Raw genomic sequence first — 16,028 nt, forward strand, 5'->3', positions numbered from 1 at the left:
GGGTGCGTGATGCGCGCGGCGTGCTGTTGATGGCGGCACTGGGTGGAGCTCTGTTTGGGGCAGCACACGCCCAGGCCCCTACGGCGACCATCGGTTTACGCGCCATGATTGCGCCGGCCTGCGCTGCGGGCAGTCTGGATTACGGCGTGCTGGACTTTGGGTCACACGGCTCGTTGAGCAATCAAGTCGAGACAAGCAGCAGTGTCGGTGGAGGGACCATTCAAGTCACTTGCGTCAATGGCTTGAGCTATTCGATTCGCCTGGATGGCGGGTTGTATGGCAATGGGACACAACGTTATATGCGAAGCGCTGCAGGTGCCGCGATCTCGTATCAGTTGTTCGGTGATGCGCAGTTCAATGTGCCATGGAACGTCGGTATCGCGCTGAATCAAACAGGCACCGGTTCGCTGCAGCAAATCCCGCTGTATGGCCGGGTGCCTGCGCAGACAACACCGGCGGCCGGAACCTATAGCGACATCGTGCGCGTGACGGTGGAGTGGTAAATCGTGCGGACCTGGCTATGGTTGCTGGCATTGGTTGCGGCGCAAAGTGTTGCCGATCCCTCGCCTATCAGTCGTTCGTTTCAAGTACAGGCGTTCGTCGTGAACGGCTGCGTCTTTGGATCGAGCGGCAACTCGGTGAGCGATTTGGGCACGATCGATTTCGGCACCGTGACGAATCTTTCGCTTGGACAATCCGCGTCGAGTACCGCGGGTAATGGTTCCATTGTGCTGACGTGCACGCCCGGCATGAGTCTGAATGTCGGTTTGGGCAGTGGCCTGAACAGCGTCAGTACGAGCGAGCGTTATCTCAAACACGTCAGCGGTACGGAGTTGCTGGCTTATCAGCTCTATCGGGATGCTGCGCATATGACTGTCTGGGGGACCGGGGCGCAGGCATTGTCGATTGCCAATTTTTCGGTCGCGACGCAGACCTACGTCGTTTATGCGCGATTACTGCCTCGCACTGGTCTGCCGTCGGCGGGCGAGTATCGCGATACGGTGGTGGTCGAGTTGCTTTATTGAAGGCGCCGACTTGCAGGGAGTACGGGATGGCTGGGTGGTTTAGAAAGTTGTTGTGGATCGGTTGCCTGGCGCTGTCGGCGGTGAGCGTCGCACGTGCTGCCAGCGCAGTCCTGATCTGGCCGATCAATCCTGTGTTGGAATCGGACCAGTCGGCAACGGCCCTATGGCTGGAAAATCGCGGTAAACAACCGGTGACGCTGCAAGTGCGTGTGTTGGCCTGGGCTCAGGCCAACTACGAGGAAGACTATGCCGCACAGAAGGAGATCGTGGCCAGTCCGCCCTTTGCACAGATCGAGCCAGGCAAGCGGCAATTGGTGCGCTTGATTCGCCAAGGCCCCCAGCCTACACGCGCCGAGGATGCCTATCGGATCGTGATCGACGAGGTACCTGCTGCTGCAGCTCAGGCGCAACCTCAGGGCCTGGGCGTGCAGTTTCAGATGCGTTATTCGCTGCCTTTTTTTGTGACTGCCCCTGGCATCTGGACTCAGCCGCGCAACGATGTAGAGCGTGATCCTGCCACCGCAACACAGCCGAAGCTGAACTGGCAATTGACTACCGTGCAAGGCGCGCGTTATCTCGAGGTTCAGAACACAGGTACGGTGCATGCGCGGTTGAGTAGAGTGCGTTGGACGGGCGATGGCACAGAGGCCGTGCTCAACAACGGGTTGCTGGGGTATGTGCTGGCCGGTCAGCGTATGCGTTGGAAATTGCCGCCTAATGTGATGCCCAGACCGGGAATGCGATTGTCGGTACAGTTGGCAGACAACACGTCGCCTATTGAAGTTCCGGCACGCTGAGCCATGCTCGGGCGACGGCGATTTTGGATCGCGGTTTGGTGGTTCGGGATTCTGTTGGTCATCCAGAGATCGTATGCGGCCAATGCGTTGCCGCCGGCACCTGGGCCTGTGCAGGCGGATGCCGCGATTACGTACTATCTGGGGTTGACCGTGAATGGCCAGGATCGCGGACGTGTCGAGCCTGTGCAACATAGGGATGGCCATTTCTGGGTACAAGCGGCAACCCTGCGCAGCTTGGGGCTGCATGTGCCCGCGGACGCGGCGGGGCTGGTGGCGGTAGATCAACTCCCTGATGTGACGGTGGATTATGACGCTGCGCATCAGATGTTGCATCTGAGGGTGCCCAGCGAGTGGCTGCCCAGGCAACACGTGGGCGGTCAAGGCTTGATTCCGCGCGAGCAGGCACGTAGCAGCCTCGGGGCGTTGTTCAACTATGACGTTTACTATTCTGACCCGGCCCGCAATGCTCGGTCGTATGTGGCGGCATTGACAGAGCAGCGGATATTTGACGGTTTTGGCGTGATCTCCAATACGGGCGTCTATACCCGTTACCTGGGACACGATGCCGAGTTTGGCAGCAATCAGCGTGACCGCTATGTGCGCTATGACACGTATTGGCGTTACAACGATCAACGCAACATGCTCAGTTATCAAGTCGGCGATTACGTCAGTGGATCGCTCAACTGGAGCAATGCGGTACGCATGGGAGGGCTGCGGTTCTCGCGAAACTTTGCTGTGCGGCCGGATCTGGTGACTTACCCATTGTTGAATTTCAACGGTGATGCGGCGGTGCCTGGCGCAGTGGATCTATTTATCAACGGCGCCAAGGCCAGCAGCGCCGAATTGCAGGCCGGACCATTCACCCTTTCCAATGTGCCTTATATCAACGGCGCAGGCCAGGCCACCGTGGTGACAACCGATGCCTTAGGACGGCAGGTGACAACGAGCCTGCCCTTTTATGTATCGAACACGTTGCTGGCCCCTGGCCTGAGTGATTTCGATCTGTCGGTGGGCAAATTGCGCCAGGACTATGGTTTGCGTAATTTTTCGTATGACACGACGGCGGTGAGCGGTACCTATCGTTATGGTGTGAGCCAGTATCTGACGCTGGCCGCACATGGCGAAAGTGCCACGGGTCTGAAACTGGCTGGCGCGGGAGCGGATATCGGTGTGGGCGTTTTCGGTACGCTCAGCCTTGCGGCCAGCAATAGTCACAGCGACAGTGGCAATGGCCAGCAGTATCTGGCGGGCTATTCGTATTATTCGCGCAGGATTGGTTTGGCATTGCAGCGTGTACAACGTGTCGGTGACTACAGCGACCTGAGCAACGTGAATAGCGTGTTGCGTCTCGCCCGCCGCAGCGACCAGGCGACCGGGACGCTGAGCCTGGATGGATTGGGTACGCTCGGTGCGGGTTATTTTGACGTGCGTGCCGATGACGGCAGCCGTACTCGGTTGCTGAATTTGTCGTATAACCGCTCGCTGTGGGGCAACAGCAGTGTTTATTTATCGTTGAACAAAGAGCTTGGCGGCAAGGACTACAGCGCATTCCTGCAATTTGTGATTCCGCTGGGCCAAGGCGGCATGGTGAACGTCGGCGTGACGCGCGATACGCAAAACCGCTATAGCGAACGGGCGATATGGAGCCGGGCGGTTCCCAGTCAAGGCGGCGTGGGATGGAACGTGGGCTATGGAGGTGGCGCGCAACATTATCAGCAAGCCGATATGACGTGGCGCACGCAGGGCATGCAAATCCAGGGCGGTTTGTATGGTGAGCGCGACAACTATACGCGCTGGGCCGATCTGAGTGGTTCGCTGGTGTGGATGGATAACGCGGTCTTTGCCAGCAACCAGATCAACGATGCCTTTGTGGTAGTCAACACAGAGGGATATCGCGACGTGCCCGTGCGGTACGAGAACCAGTTGATGGGCCGGACCGACGAGAACGGGCACCTGCTGGTGCCGTGGGTCGCGTCCTATTACCCGGCGAAGTTCGCGATCGATACGTTGCAGTTGCCGGCAAATGTGCGGGCGGGTGATACCGAGCAGCGCGTGGCGGTCAGCCAAGGCAGCGGATTCTTGTTGAATTTTTCGTTGCAGACGCGCGTGTCTGCAACGGTGACCTTGGTGGATGCCGACGGCCAATCGTTACCGTTGGGCAGTCAGGCGACCGAGCGCAATAGCAAAGTGAGTAGTGTGGTGGGCTGGGATGGCCAGGTCTATTTTGAAGGCTTGCAGGACGATAACCGCGTACACGTCACGACGCCGGATGGCCGGCGCTGTCAGGTCGTTTTTACGCTCGATACGAGCCAAGCGCAGATCGCACAGGTGGGGCCACTGACGTGCGCGCTATCCGCATCGGGAGCTCCGTGATGAAACACGTATTGGCCGGGATGCTGGCGATGGTTGCGGCCTTGTTCAGTCCTGCGGTGCTGGCTGCATGCACAGTCTCTAACGGCATCGCGAACCTGGGGACGTTGAGTTCATTCGCGGTGGCCAGTACGTCGACCACGACACAAAGCAGCACGGGGTTCAAATGTACAGGCAGTTTGTTGTCCATACTGAGCACCAACACGATTGATGCCACACTGAATACCAACGGTAATGCGTTGGGAACCACGCCACGGCTTTACAGTGCTGAAACGGGGGCCTATCTGCCCTACTCCATTTGTAAGGATCCGAGCTGCGGAACGGTTTATAACCTTGGCGCCACCATTCAATGGAGCTCAACCACGTTTCTGGGCATTCTCGGTTTGTTCAACGCGACGGATGGCTCGCTGCCGTTGTATTTGAGGCCGGCGACGGGTATCCAATTGCCCAAGGGGACCTATAAGGACACCATCACGGTGAATTGGGTTTGGCATCTTTGTGCGGCGGGATTACTGGGCGCCTGTGTGTACGATGACGGTAATGGTACGAGCACGATCAGCGTGACGCTGGAAGTCTTGAATGATTGCTTTATCGACAGCGCGCCAAATGTGAGCTTTGGCAATGCCGCATTGATCTCGGCCTTCACACCTGTGACGCAGAATGTCCAGGTGCGCTGCACGCCGCAGGCGACTTATAGCGTGGGTTTTGATATGGGCAATAATTCGTCGGGCGGGTGGCGCCGGATGGTGAGCGGCGCCAATGCGTTGCAATACAACCTCTATATTCCCGATACCTCGACTGTATGGACCACTACGAGCACGGTGCTGGGCACAGGTAACGGGGCCACCCAACAGATACCCTATCGAGCCATCATCAACCCCGCGCAAAGCAATGTGCCCGCGGGGACTTACACCGATACCGTGCGCATGATCTTGAGTTATTGAGCGCCTCGGCAGGACAAAGACCGCGCCGTGAACGGACTTGTCTGTATAGGCTGTGCTATCTGAACGACACATCAATCGTCGCCGTAGCTTGGAATGGCCCGATGCGCGGCCTGTTGCTCAGCCATTTCAGCGACGCGATATATCCATGTTGGACAGAGGTCCCATTGAACACGCCGATAGGCATCGTATTGTTCATGGCAATGGGGGTTGACGGGGAATTGGCGTCGGCCAGCACGATACCGAAACCGCTGTCGCTGGTGGGCAAGATAGTCGTCTGATCCTGTACAGGATAAGTGGTACTGAAACTGGCCACGAGGGCTCGCGTACTGCACGCGTTGCCGGCATTCTCTCCCGTCATGTTGATCTCGACGCTAAAGGGCACAGAGCGCGCGATGGCGCCGGGTTGGGCGTCGCTCGCAGGGATGCGGCCGAAGTCTACGACGTTGCCGTTGTTCGCGCGTATCTGGATGTCGGGATTGCAGGAAACGAAACGAATCCGCCCCAGCCCAGAGATCGATGCTCGGTAGTTCGAGTTGGGATTGCTGTTCAATCCCCCTACGCCGTCGACTTGGAACAGATCATACGTATTGTTGTCGTTGATCTGTCCGGTGGCTGGCGGTGCTGCGCCGGTCGCGATGATGTAGACGGAAAACGTGACGGTCACGGTCTGCGAGGTGGCGCAGCTCGATGCCCTGGATCTGTTCCAGTATAGCGAGCAGTTCGTCCTGTTCGCGGGAGGGGACGTGCCGGGACCGATTTCCAGGCGAGCGCCTTTGACGAGCTCATAGTTCACGGATTGATAAGTCACGCCGACCTTGATGGACGGATGAATGTTCGCGATCCGGGTCGCAGGATCCCAATATAAATAACTGCGCTCGCCGCTAGGCATGGAGGCATCATCTACGCACCGGAATGTGACGGTGAAGTTTTCGGAACGCCACAGCAGCTTGCCTGGCGTCAGGTCGCCAGTAGAAACGTAAATATCATCGTTCAATGTGATGAGCCGATTGATGGCCTGGGTCTGTGCGTCCTTGCATGACAAGGCCATTGCCGCCTGCGGTGCCGCCAGCAACAGCGAAGCCGCCAGAAAAACTAGTTTGATCGAGTGTTGAAACATACCTAGTTTCCTTTAATCCCGCCGTCGCGACGGCATAGCAGGTCGACGCGCTGATAGCCCGCGCCGGATGTGTTGGTTTGATCTGCGGGCAACGCGCTCAAGTCCAACAGGCAGCGCTCGTCGGGCGCGTCGCCCCACTGTACGGAGAGCTGATCTTTGGGCTGCACGCCGCTGACGAAGATCTGGCTCTGCGGGCCTACCACGCCACGATTAAGCCCATCGGCATTGAATACGTTGGCGCCCAAGGGCAACGATTTTCCGCCTGGCAGGCCGCTCTGGATCATCAAGCTGATTCCTCGTCGCGTGTCGAAATCGACCTGCACGATAGCGCCGCGTGTGGGTACGACGTTGGCGGCGACTTTAGTGGCGTCTATGTCGCTGCCCAGATCGTCCGTGCGCAGGGCCACGCGGTTAAAACGATACGGACTCATGCCGGAGACAACGGCATAGTCGTTGCCGTCTATGCGTACGCCGGACTGGTTCTCCACACCGATGCCTTCGCCTTCGGGGGCATGAACCAGGATCATGGTCCGCTGCAAAGGCTGGCTGAGTGTCAGGCCCCCGCTATGAACCATGACGCCGCCACGGACGCCCCAGTTGAATTGGCTGTATGTTTCCGACGCCATTACGCCAGCACTGATTGCGCCTTTGCTGCCGAGGTAATCCACGTTGGCCGCGCTCGATGTGCCAGCGCCTTCGGTGTGGCCGACATTGACTCCATATGCCAGGCGGTTGTCATCCAGGGCAGTACCGTTGACCCCGGTGTTGTAGCTGCTGCCGGACGATCGCGAATGTGTGTAGGACGAGTTGGAACTCAAGGTAGACGAATCCGACCGCCCCAAAGGAATAGAGATGTTGATCCCTACCGTGCGGTCGTTGTAGCCATACTGGGTGCGCGTGTCGCGCACATAGAGGCCGTAGCTCAGCGATTTCATGCGCCCGTTCAGGCCGATTTGAATATTGCGTTCTTTGTCGTTCGAGCCCCAGTACGTCTGGTTGTTGTAGTTGGCATAGAGCGACATCGTATCTGACAGCCGCTGGTTGACCGCCATTTCCAGGCGGCTGCGTTTGTTGTAGTAGCGCGTACTGTATGCTTGGCGTTGACGCGACGAGGACCAGCTCGGCGTGCCGTCAGAGAAATCGGTCGGATCCCAATAGTCGGCCTCGTAATAGCCATTTTTCCAGTTACTGCGTTCGGACGCCGCGTCATTGAAATCGTAATAGCCCGAAGTCGAATAGCGGTGCCCGACCAGGCGGAACTCGGTTCCCAGATCATTGAGGGATTTGGAATAGAGAAAACGATAGCTTTGCCCGCTTTTGCTGCCGCCGCTGGCCAGTTCGGTATGCGCAGCAGTCACGTCCAGGGAAATCGAACCGAAGCTGCCCAGGCTTTGCGCCGCGCCTATTGCCGCGGCGCTGTAGTGTTCCGCCAGCAGCAGGCCGCCATACGGTGTCGTGTTTGATTCCAGGCCGCGGGCCACCGTGGCTTGTACGAAATTGGGCCGGTATCCGCTGTAGCCGCGCAACTGGCCCGCATTCACTTCGAAATTCCACAGCCCGGGCCGCAGCATGGTCTCTACGGCGGAGAACGCTTGTTGATAACGCTGCGTTGTGCCGTCAGCCTCGATGACGCTGACCTCCAGATTGCCGCTCATGCGATTGGGGACAATGTCGGTGATGGTAAATGGGCCAGGAGCCACGTTGACGGCATAGATCAAGTTGCCGTCCTGGCGGATCTCGACCCGTGCGTTGCTGGCGGCCACGCCGCGTACGACGGGGGCGTAGCTGCGTTGGCTATAGGGCAGCATTTCATCATCGCTGCGCAACTGCACACCGCGCATCTGCATGCTGTCGAACACTGAGCTGTCCGTGAATGTATCGCCCAGAGTCAGGCGGCTGCGCAGGGATTGCAAGTCGCGTTCTGCCCAGACGCTCTGTGTGGTCCATTGTGTGCCAGAGCCGTGGCTTTCATGGCTGACGGTCGCATTGTGGCGAAAGCGCCAAGCGCCCAGGTTGATGCCGCTATTGAACGAGGCAAAGAAATAGTCCGAATCACCGAGCTGCTTTTGATGGTTGTGGCTGCCAGTGAGGTTGTAGTTCACGAATCCTGCATTGATCCCCTGGTCGCGCAGCGAGGGCTGCACATAACCGCGCGGCAACAACACCATGTAGCGCTGCGGAATGCTCAAGTCCAGGCGCTGTTGATTGCCGTTATAGGAGGCGTATGCATCGGCAATGGCAGCCTGTAGATTGACGCAACCTGCCGGCAGCGCGTTATCGCTGTTCGTTGTGGCGGGCAGCGCAACACCCCATGAACGCAGTTGCGGTTCGGTCAGGCAAGGTTCGACTCGGCCTGTACGCGTTTTGACGAATACGATGTCTTCGCGTGCCGTTTCGCTGCCGTTGACGTGGACGCTGAAGGGATAGGTGCCAGGCAAAATGGCGCCCGGGCTGGCCAACGTCGATACATCTGCCTCGCGGACGTTACCTCGTAAAAAGTTGAGATTGAATTCCGGTTGCGCATGCGCAGCGAGGCTGCCGCTCAACGCAGACAGGGTCGCAATGACCGCTTTCGCGGAACGCGAGATGACAAGGCCCCTCCGCACCGCGATGCGGACTGTGCAAAGCAAATTAGACATGGCGGATGAACTAACTAGGTGAGGGTCAGGCGATCACGCGTCGACAAAGAGGTACATGCAGCAGGAATGTTCTTCAGTACTAACGTTGCAATGCCACGTCGGTCACTTTCGTTATGCCGCCGTAGTCGTTGATGTAGCTGAAGCTCAGGGGTTTGCCCGCTGCCAGGCGCAGCGTCTGTGCTGGTACGGCCAATGTCTGCCCGGGGGCGATCATGTCTACGTCTATACGCTGTTTGCCGGTGCCTGCTGCGTCTTGATCCTGTATCTGAGAGAACGTAATGTGCAGCGGGCTCGGATTCGTGATGGTCAGCGTTTGCCCGTCGAGCCGCCATTGCAGGGCGCGCGCGGCCTCGTCCAGCCTCATCTTGATCTGGCTCGGGCGGTAAAACAGTTTGATCCGCGTGCGTATTGCGACTTGCAATGTATTTGCGGTCTGCACGCTCGGCGGAATTTCCTGGACGTTGACCCAGAATAGCGATTCTTTGTCGGCGGGCAAGCCCTGGCCGGAATAGATCATGCGAACCAGCGCTTCTTCGCTGGGCGCCAGCCGCATCAATGGCGGGGTGATTGCGATGGGCAAGTTTTCAGGCATGCTCTTCGCGTCACCGGTGTCCAGCCAGGTTTGCACCATGTACGTAGACGAACTCTTGTTTGTGATGGCTACCGACGCGGATGCTGCCTGGCCGTTATAGATCACGCGCGTTGCCTGCACATGGATGGCGGCGTCGGCCGGACCGGACGCCGAAAAATAAAACGCTGTTGTGACCAATAGGCCTGCCATCCAACGGGAGCTGCGATTCAGAATATGCGAGAAAGTCATTGCGGTGTCTTGCGATTGGGCTTGCAATATGCGGCAGGGGAACGCGCGACGTTCGCCCCCGCATTGTCACGTCAGACAGGCCTCACGACGGGGCTGCTCGAGTCCGTCATGAGGCCTGATGCCAATTAGCGGTACTCGATCGAGAAGGTCGAGCTCGCGTTGGCTTCACCGGCGGTGACGGCGTTCGCGAACGACTTGTAACGAGCCTTCAGGTTGACGGTCGCAGTGCCGTCTGAGCCGACCGTGACGTAGGCCGGATTGGCCAAGGTCTGGTTGATCGGAAACACGTTGTCGTTGTTGTCCAGGATCTCGATACCGACGCCAGTAGCAACGCTGACTGCCAGCAGTTCAGGCTGACCTGCCGGCGTATTGCCGTCAAAGCGGACGGTGTAGTCACCTGCTTCGCAGTTTTCCAGGTCGATGGTGAAAGCCTTGGAGCTCGACACATCGCCGACGGCCTTGAACAGCGTGGTCGGGTACGTTCCGATCACAACGGTCTGGTCTTTCGTCGCCGTGGTGACATCGCAGGTCGACTGGATGATTTCGCCTTGGAACTGGACGGTGCCGCTAGCTGCATGTGCAGCCATCGGCAATGCTGCCGCCAATGCCAGACCCAAGGTTGCTCGTTTGAAAATAGAAGCCATGATTTCAGTTCACAAAAAATACGCTGAAGTTCGAAGAGGGCAGCATTCCGTAAATCCGGATTTACCCGGGAGGTTCTGGATCTTTAAAGCGCCTAGGCATTGTCTAGAGGCTTCAAAGGCTGTCCTATCCCCAATCTGAGCCATGCCGAATGCAATGACATATTTCAGAGTGGCTAGCGTATCATCTTGATAACAATAGACAATGTTTTGTACTGTCAAGAATAGTCAAGTGTGATCTAAATAGGCCTATATTCTCTGCGATTGCTGAGATTTAGGAGCAAATTAGGCCCGATATAGGCAAATTTGCAAATCTACAATGAACTTTCCAATGTTCATCCATTATTCGCAATATTTCATCTGCGAAAAAAACATATCAATTTGTAATTTAAAAGACGGTGAAAATGTATCGATTGATATGAAAAATGGAGGGGGGTGAGGCCGTTATGACACGGCGTGATTGGCGTTGATCGCCGGAAATGGACCGTTCCATCGCGACGGCGCATCTTGCGCCCTGCGGGGGCGCAATAAGCTCGGATGTTGCTAAAACGCTACGTTTACGCTGCAAGTACTAGCAGGGTAAACAATAAAAAACCCGCCAGGCACTTGCGGCCGCGGGCTGTGTGGACGTGCTGGCACAGGATTGGACTGTGGTGCCGGTGAAAGGAATCGAACCCTCGACCTTCTCATTACAAGTGAGCTGCTCTACCAACTGAGCTACACCGGCAGACGCGCCGCCATGGCAGGCATGGCGGGCGAAGGGTTTGCATTGTATAGGAAACTCGGAGCATGCATGTGCCCGCCCCGCATTTCCACCGGCAAATTCGAAGAATTTACCGATAACGAACGACGTGCTACTTGACGATGGTCAGGCGGGGACGTTTGGGTTCGTCATCATCGCCGTCGCTACCGTCGGCCGGGGCGGGTTCGCCCGGTTCGACGTCCGTGGCATCGGCAGGTACGGCGGCATCATCTGCGCTGGGAGCCTCGTAGGGCTGGACTTCGAAGCCCATGCCTGCACCTGTTTCACGCGCGTAGATCGCACTGACGGCAGCCACGGGTACCCAGACGTTTTCCGCAACGCCGCTGAAGCGGGCTTGGAATTCGATGAATTCGTTGCCCAGCACCAGTTTGTTGGTGGCCAGCGTGCCCACGTTGAGCGTGATCTGCCCATCGCGAACATGCGCCATAGGCACCCGGGTATGCTCGTCGACTTGCACGGTGATGTACGGCGTATAGCCGTTGTCGGTGCACCATTCGTGCAAGGCGCGCAACAGATACGGTTTGGTGGAAGTTTCACCCATCGTACACAGCCCTCCGCTTAGCGACGCATCACTTTTTCAGAAGGCGTCAGTGCCTCGATGTAGGCGGGACGCGAGAAGATGCGTTCGGCGTACTTTTGCAGCGGCGCGGCGTTCTTGGGCAGCTCGATGCCGTAGTGATCCAGGCGCCACAGCAAGGGGGCAACTGCCACGTCCAGCATGGAGAACTCTTCGCCGAGCATGTACTTGTTTTTCAACAGCAGCGGGGCCAACTGAGCCAGGCGGTCGCGGATGGCCTGGCGAGCGGCGGCCAGTTTCTTTTCGTCGGGCTTGCTGCTGCGGTCTTCCAAGGTGGAGACGTGCACGAACAGCTCTTTTTCGAAGTTGTACAGGAACAGGCGGGTGCGCGCGCGCATGACGGGGTCGGCCGGCATCAATTGCGGGTGCGGGAAACGCTCGTCGATGTATTCGTTGATGATGTTGGACTCGTACAGCACCAGGTCACGCTCGACCAGGATGGGCACCTGGCCATACGGGTTCATGACAGAGATGTCTTCGGGTTTGTTGTACAGGTCGATGTCGCGGATTTCGAAATCCATTCCTTTTTCGAAGAGCACAAAGCGGCAGCGTTGCGAAAAAGGGCAGGTGGTTCCGGAATAGAGCACCATCATGGCGGTGAGTCCTTGTATGAAAAGCGAAAGGCCAGCGCCGCTAATCTAGCAAACGCTGGCCCCGATTACCAGGGTGGGGCGGGCGGACAGCAGCCCGATCGGGATTAGGTTGCCGGCCCCGAAGTGTATTGCATAGTCCAGCTGTCCGGTGGGGCTAACTTCAGCGAACGTGTTTCCAATAGGAAGCGTTCAGACGCCAAGCCACCAGCAGGAACAGGCCCAGGAACAACAGCACCCAGACCCCTAATTGCTTGCGGAACAACTGTTGGGGTTCGGCCATCCAGGACAAAAACGCGGTCAGATCGGCCACATCATTGTCGTAGCTAGCCACTTTGGCAGGGTCCAGAGCCTTGAACTTAGCCTCAAGTGTAGCGTGTCCGTGGAAATTCGCGACTGGCTCGGTCTTGACCTGGGCGTAACCCTGGCTGTCGTAGGTGGTGGTGACGCGTTCCCAGCCGCCGCCCGAGACCTCATGCATGGCCACGGTGGTGAGCTCGCGCGGGCCTTGCAGTTCCCAGAGGACGTGCGGCATCCCTACGTTGGGAAAGACCAGGTTGTTCCAGCCGGTGGCCCGGGCGGTGTCCCGGTAGAACGTGCGCAGATAGGTATAGATGTAATCGGCGCCGGTGGGACCCGCGTTGATCGATTTGGCGCGGGCAATGACGGACAAGTCTGGCGGCGTGGTGCCGAACCATTTTTTGGCGTCCTGCGGCGTCATGGCGACATGCATCAGATCGCCGACTTTTTCGCCGGTAAACAGCAGGTTTTCCTTGATCTGCTCGTCGGTCAGGCCGATGTCTTGCAGTTTGTTGTAGCGCATGGAGGATGCGCTGTGGCAGTTCAGACAGTAGTTGACGAACAGCTTGGCGCCATTTTGCAGGGCGGCCACGTCGTTGACGCGGTTAGGGGCGGTTTCCAGGGGATAGCCGCCCTCGGCGGCGTAGGCGCCAGTGCACGCGAACATCAACGCGACAGCACCAATCAGCTTCTTGATCATGGTCATTCCGTTTTCGGTTCGTGGGTCAATGGGCATGGAACGTCACGCGGTCGGGCACGGGCTTGAACGTCCCTAACCGGCTCCAGACCGGCATCAAGAAGAAAAAGCCCAGATAGATCAGCGTGCCGATTTGCGACATGAGGTTGTACACGTCGTTGGGCGGTTGCGTACCCAGGAAACCCAGCACCAGGAAGTTGACGATGAAGATGCCGTAGAACCATTTATGCCACGTGGGGCGATAACGGATGGATTTGACGGGGGAATGATCCAGCCACGGCAGGAAGAACAGGATGACGACCGCACCGCCCATGGCGACGACGCCCCAGAATTTGGCGTCGATCACGCGCAGCAGGACGGCGACGATGATCAGCACGGCGGGGATGGCAATGCGCAGGATGCCTTTCAGGCTGCTCTTGAACAGCAACGCGATCGCGCCCAGGACAGCGGCGCCGGCCAGGATCCAGGTGAATTCGGCCGTGGTGGCGCGCAGCATCGAGTAGAACGGCGTGAAATACCACACGGGCGCGATGTGCGGCGGCGTCTTGAGCGGGTCGGCAGGGATGAAGTTGTTGTATTCCAGGAAATACCCGCCCATTTCCGGCGCAAAGAACACAATCGCTGCGAAGACGATCAGGAAGCCGGCGACCCCCATGATGTCGTGCACGGTGTAGAACGGATGGAACGGAATGGCGTCCTTCGGTCGGCCATATTTGTCTTTCGGACCCTGCTTGACCTCGACGCCGTCGGGGTTGTTGGAGCCGACTTCGTGCAGCGCGACCAAGTGCGCAGCGACCAGGCCAATCAGCACGAGCGGAATGGCGATGACGTGGAACGAGAAGAAGCGGTTCAGCGTGGCGTCGGACACGACATAGTCGCCGCGGATCCAGATCGACAGTTCAGGGCCGATGAACGGAATGGCCGAGAACAGGTTCACGATCACCTGAGCGCCCCAGTAGGACATCTGGCCCCAGGGCAGCAGATAGCCGAAGAAGGCTTCGCCCATCAGACACAGAAAGATGGCGACGCCAAAGATCCAGACCAGTTCCCGCGGCTTGCGATAGGAGCCATAAAACAGCCCTCGCAGCATGTGCAGATAGACGACGACAAAGAACATCGAGGCCCCTGTCGAGTGCATGTAGCGCACCAGCCATCCCCACGGAACCTCGCGCATGATGTATTCAACCGACTGGAATGCGCGTTCGGCGTCGGGCTTGTAATGCATGACGAGGAAGATGCCGGTGACGATCTGGATGACCAGCACCAGCAGGGCCAGGGACCCGAAGAAATACCAGAAATTGAAGTTCTTGGGCGCGTAGTATTCGGAAAGATGCGCCTTCCAGGTTGAGGTTACCGGAAAGCGCCGGTCCAGCCAGCCCAGCAGCCCTGTTGTCTCGACGGTTTTTTCGCCAGCCATGAATGGCTCCTTCTATACGAGGCGTATTTTGCTAAGGTCGGGGTAAAGCCGCGCGCAGCGCGCGTCAGGCCTTGTTGTCTTCGTCAACCCCGACGATGATGCGGGTGTCGCTCAGGTATTGATATGGCGGAACTTCGAGGTTATCGGGCGCGGGTTTGTTTTTGTACACGCGACCGGCCAGATCGAAGGTCGAGCCGTGGCAGGGGCACAGAAAGCCGCCTTCCCAGGATGCAGGCAGGCCGCCGCCGCCACCGGTTTCGAAGTGCGCAGTGGGAGAACAGCCCAGATGGGTACAGATGCCCACACAGACGAACAGATCGGGTTTGCGAGACCGGTCTTCGTTTTTGGCGTATTCCGGCGTGAAGCCCGGACGCTCGGAATTGGGGTCCGCGAGATAAGGGTCTTGTTTTTTGATGCCGGCGAGCTGGGCATCGCTGCGGCGCAGGATCCAGACCGGTTTGCCGCGCCATTCGACAGTGCGCATTTGACCAGGGGCCAGATCGGCAACGTCGACTTCGACGGGGGCGCCCGCAGCGCGGGCTTTTTCGGATGGGGCAAAGGTACTAACTAATGGAATGGCGGTCGCTACACCGGCCACACCACCCACCGCACAGGCCGTGGTGACCCAGAAGCGGCGAGAAGGATCTGGTGGCAGGTTGGGATCAACCGCACCATCTTCGTCATGCAACAGCGTATCCTGACTCATCTTCCCATCCTTATTGATGCGCATGCATTACCTGTATAGCATCAGGATTCACGCACGCAGCACCTGTTGTGTGAAACATGTAACAGTGTCGCAACCGCTTATTATAGCGCCTGCCCAGTCACGGGCGAACGACCTAAGGAGTATTCATGAGCAAAGCATCGGGTTTTCTCAAAGAGTTTCGCGATTTCGCGGTGAAAGGCAATGCGGTTGATCTAGCGATTGGTGTCATCATCGGCGCTGCGTTCGGCAAAATCGTCGACTCGATAGTGAAAGACTTGATCATGCCGTTGGTGAATTTCATCCTCGGTGGCTCGGTTGATTTTTCCAACAAGTTCCTCGTTTTGTCTATGCCCGAGGGCTACACCGGCCCCATGACCTATGCGGATTTGACCAAGGCCGGCGCCAATGTGTTGGCTTGGGGCAACTTCCTGACGATTCTTATCAATTTCATTCTGTTAGCGTTTGTGGTTTTCATTATCGTCAAGATGATCAACACGGCACGCCGCAAGCAAGAAGAAGCACCTGCCGCGCCTGAGGCGCCGCCCGAAGATGTGGTGGTGTTGCGCGAAATCCGCGATCTGCTGAAGAAGTAGTCCTCGATGATGCTGGTCCACGGCCGGCACCT

15 protein-coding genes and 1 tRNA gene are annotated in these 16,028 nt (G+C 57.9%); 6 read left to right on the forward strand and 10 right to left on the reverse strand.

What is annotated here, in order from left to right:
- The first annotated feature begins 2 nt into the window (after nt 1-2).
- From CAL20_RS01140 to CAL20_RS01160, 5 genes are read left to right on the forward strand one after another with little or no spacing between them, the layout of a single operon-like run.
- Nucleotides 3-503, forward strand: coding sequence for a Csu type fimbrial protein (locus CAL20_RS01140; RefSeq protein ID WP_094824067.1), 501 nt, complete (start codon nt 3-5; stop codon nt 501-503).
- 3 nt (nt 504-506) lie between these two features.
- Complete coding sequence (locus CAL20_RS01145; RefSeq protein ID WP_218830686.1) at nt 507-1,025, forward strand: Csu type fimbrial protein; 519 nt, start codon at nt 507-509, stop codon at nt 1,023-1,025.
- A gap of 26 nt (nt 1,026-1,051) precedes the next feature.
- Nucleotides 1,052-1,822, forward strand: coding sequence for a fimbrial biogenesis chaperone (locus CAL20_RS01150; RefSeq protein ID WP_094836982.1), 771 nt, complete (start codon nt 1,052-1,054; stop codon nt 1,820-1,822).
- Between the two features lie 3 nt (nt 1,823-1,825).
- Complete coding sequence (locus CAL20_RS01155) at nt 1,826-4,195, forward strand: fimbria/pilus outer membrane usher protein (RefSeq protein WP_094836983.1); 2,370 nt, start codon at nt 1,826-1,828, stop codon at nt 4,193-4,195.
- Nucleotides 4,195-5,136, forward strand: coding sequence for a Csu type fimbrial protein (locus CAL20_RS01160; protein WP_094836984.1), 942 nt, complete (start codon nt 4,195-4,197; stop codon nt 5,134-5,136). Before CAL20_RS01155 ends, CAL20_RS01160 begins: the two co-directional genes overlap by 1 nt.
- A gap of 55 nt (nt 5,137-5,191) precedes the next feature.
- On the opposite strand, the gene CAL20_RS01165 is transcribed toward CAL20_RS01160, so the two are convergent.
- The 10 genes from CAL20_RS01165 to petA all read right to left on the reverse strand — a co-directional run bounded on the left by CAL20_RS01165 (nt 5,192) and on the right by petA (nt 15,403).
- Nucleotides 5,192-6,253: a fimbrial protein gene (locus tag CAL20_RS01165; RefSeq protein WP_094836985.1), complete on the reverse strand. Its 1,062-nt coding sequence runs from the start codon at nt 6,251-6,253 to the stop codon at nt 5,192-5,194.
- 2 nt (nt 6,254-6,255) lie between these two features.
- Nucleotides 6,256-8,892 carry a fimbria/pilus outer membrane usher protein gene (locus CAL20_RS01170; protein ID WP_094836986.1) on the reverse strand — a complete coding sequence of 879 codons (2,637 nt, stop codon included), beginning with the start codon at nt 8,890-8,892 and terminating at the stop codon, nt 6,256-6,258.
- A gap of 79 nt (nt 8,893-8,971) precedes the next feature.
- The gene (locus tag CAL20_RS01175; RefSeq protein ID WP_218830687.1) at nt 8,972-9,712 is read right to left on the reverse strand and encodes a fimbrial biogenesis chaperone; all 741 of its coding nucleotides are present in this window, start codon (nt 9,710-9,712) and stop codon (nt 8,972-8,974) included.
- 125 nt (nt 9,713-9,837) lie between these two features.
- A complete protein-coding gene (locus CAL20_RS01180) occupies nt 9,838-10,356 on the reverse strand; it encodes a fimbrial protein (RefSeq protein WP_094824074.1) in 519 nt (172 codons plus the stop codon).
- 648 nt (nt 10,357-11,004) lie between these two features.
- Nucleotides 11,005-11,080, reverse strand: a tRNA-Thr gene (locus CAL20_RS01185).
- A gap of 127 nt (nt 11,081-11,207) precedes the next feature.
- A complete protein-coding gene (locus CAL20_RS01190) occupies nt 11,208-11,657 on the reverse strand; it encodes a ClpXP protease specificity-enhancing factor (RefSeq protein ID WP_094824075.1) in 450 nt (149 codons plus the stop codon).
- Nucleotides 11,658-11,674: 17 nt separating this feature from the next.
- Complete coding sequence (locus CAL20_RS01195; RefSeq protein WP_094824076.1) at nt 11,675-12,286, reverse strand: glutathione S-transferase N-terminal domain-containing protein; 612 nt, start codon at nt 12,284-12,286, stop codon at nt 11,675-11,677.
- 160 nt (nt 12,287-12,446) lie between these two features.
- Nucleotides 12,447-13,289: a cytochrome c1 gene (locus CAL20_RS01200; RefSeq protein ID WP_094824077.1), complete on the reverse strand. Its 843-nt coding sequence runs from the start codon at nt 13,287-13,289 to the stop codon at nt 12,447-12,449.
- A gap of 19 nt (nt 13,290-13,308) precedes the next feature.
- Entirely contained in the window at nt 13,309-14,697 is a 1,389-nt protein-coding gene (locus CAL20_RS01205; RefSeq protein ID WP_094824078.1) for a cytochrome b, read from the reverse strand.
- Nucleotides 14,698-14,761: 64 nt separating this feature from the next.
- Nucleotides 14,762-15,403, reverse strand: coding sequence for a ubiquinol-cytochrome c reductase iron-sulfur subunit (gene petA / locus CAL20_RS01210; protein ID WP_094824079.1), 642 nt, complete (start codon nt 15,401-15,403; stop codon nt 14,762-14,764).
- Between the two features lie 146 nt (nt 15,404-15,549).
- Between petA and mscL the strand changes: the two genes are divergently transcribed.
- Nucleotides 15,550-15,996, forward strand: a complete 447-nt coding sequence (gene mscL / locus CAL20_RS01215) for a large conductance mechanosensitive channel protein MscL (protein WP_094824080.1) — start codon at nt 15,550-15,552, stop codon at nt 15,994-15,996.
- Nucleotides 15,997-16,028: the final 32 nt, after the last annotated feature.

It is taken from the genome of Bordetella genomosp. 4, from assembly GCF_002261185.1.
Classification (GTDB): Bacteria; Pseudomonadota; Gammaproteobacteria; order Burkholderiales; family Burkholderiaceae_B; genus Bordetella_A.

Excerpts from the sequence above, each read along its gene's own strand:
- CAL20_RS01150 (WP_094836982.1), top strand. The coding sequence starts at position 1,052 with ATGGCTGGGTGGTTTAGAAAGTTGTTGTGGATCGGTTGCCTGGCGCTG.
- CAL20_RS01155 (WP_094836983.1), top strand. The coding sequence starts at position 1,826 with ATGCTCGGGCGACGGCGATTTTGGATCGCGGTTTGGTGGTTCGGGATT.
- CAL20_RS01160 (WP_094836984.1), top strand. The coding sequence starts at position 4,195 with ATGAAACACGTATTGGCCGGGATGCTGGCGATGGTTGCGGCCTTGTTC.
- CAL20_RS01165 (WP_094836985.1), bottom strand. The coding sequence starts at position 6,253 with ATGTTTCAACACTCGATCAAACTAGTTTTTCTGGCGGCTTCGCTGTTG.
- CAL20_RS01170 (WP_094836986.1), bottom strand. The coding sequence starts at position 8,892 with ATGTCTAATTTGCTTTGCACAGTCCGCATCGCGGTGCGGAGGGGCCTT.
- CAL20_RS01175 (WP_218830687.1), bottom strand. The coding sequence starts at position 9,712 with ATGACTTTCTCGCATATTCTGAATCGCAGCTCCCGTTGGATGGCAGGC.
- CAL20_RS01180 (WP_094824074.1), bottom strand. The coding sequence starts at position 10,356 with ATGGCTTCTATTTTCAAACGAGCAACCTTGGGTCTGGCATTGGCGGCA.
- CAL20_RS01190 (WP_094824075.1), bottom strand. The coding sequence starts at position 11,657 with ATGGGTGAAACTTCCACCAAACCGTATCTGTTGCGCGCCTTGCACGAA.
- CAL20_RS01195 (WP_094824076.1), bottom strand. The coding sequence starts at position 12,286 with ATGATGGTGCTCTATTCCGGAACCACCTGCCCTTTTTCGCAACGCTGC.
- CAL20_RS01200 (WP_094824077.1), bottom strand. The coding sequence starts at position 13,289 with ATGACCATGATCAAGAAGCTGATTGGTGCTGTCGCGTTGATGTTCGCG.
- CAL20_RS01205 (WP_094824078.1), bottom strand. The coding sequence starts at position 14,697 with ATGGCTGGCGAAAAAACCGTCGAGACAACAGGGCTGCTGGGCTGGCTG.
- petA (WP_094824079.1), bottom strand. The coding sequence starts at position 15,403 with ATGAGTCAGGATACGCTGTTGCATGACGAAGATGGTGCGGTTGATCCC.
- mscL (WP_094824080.1), top strand. The coding sequence starts at position 15,550 with ATGAGCAAAGCATCGGGTTTTCTCAAAGAGTTTCGCGATTTCGCGGTG.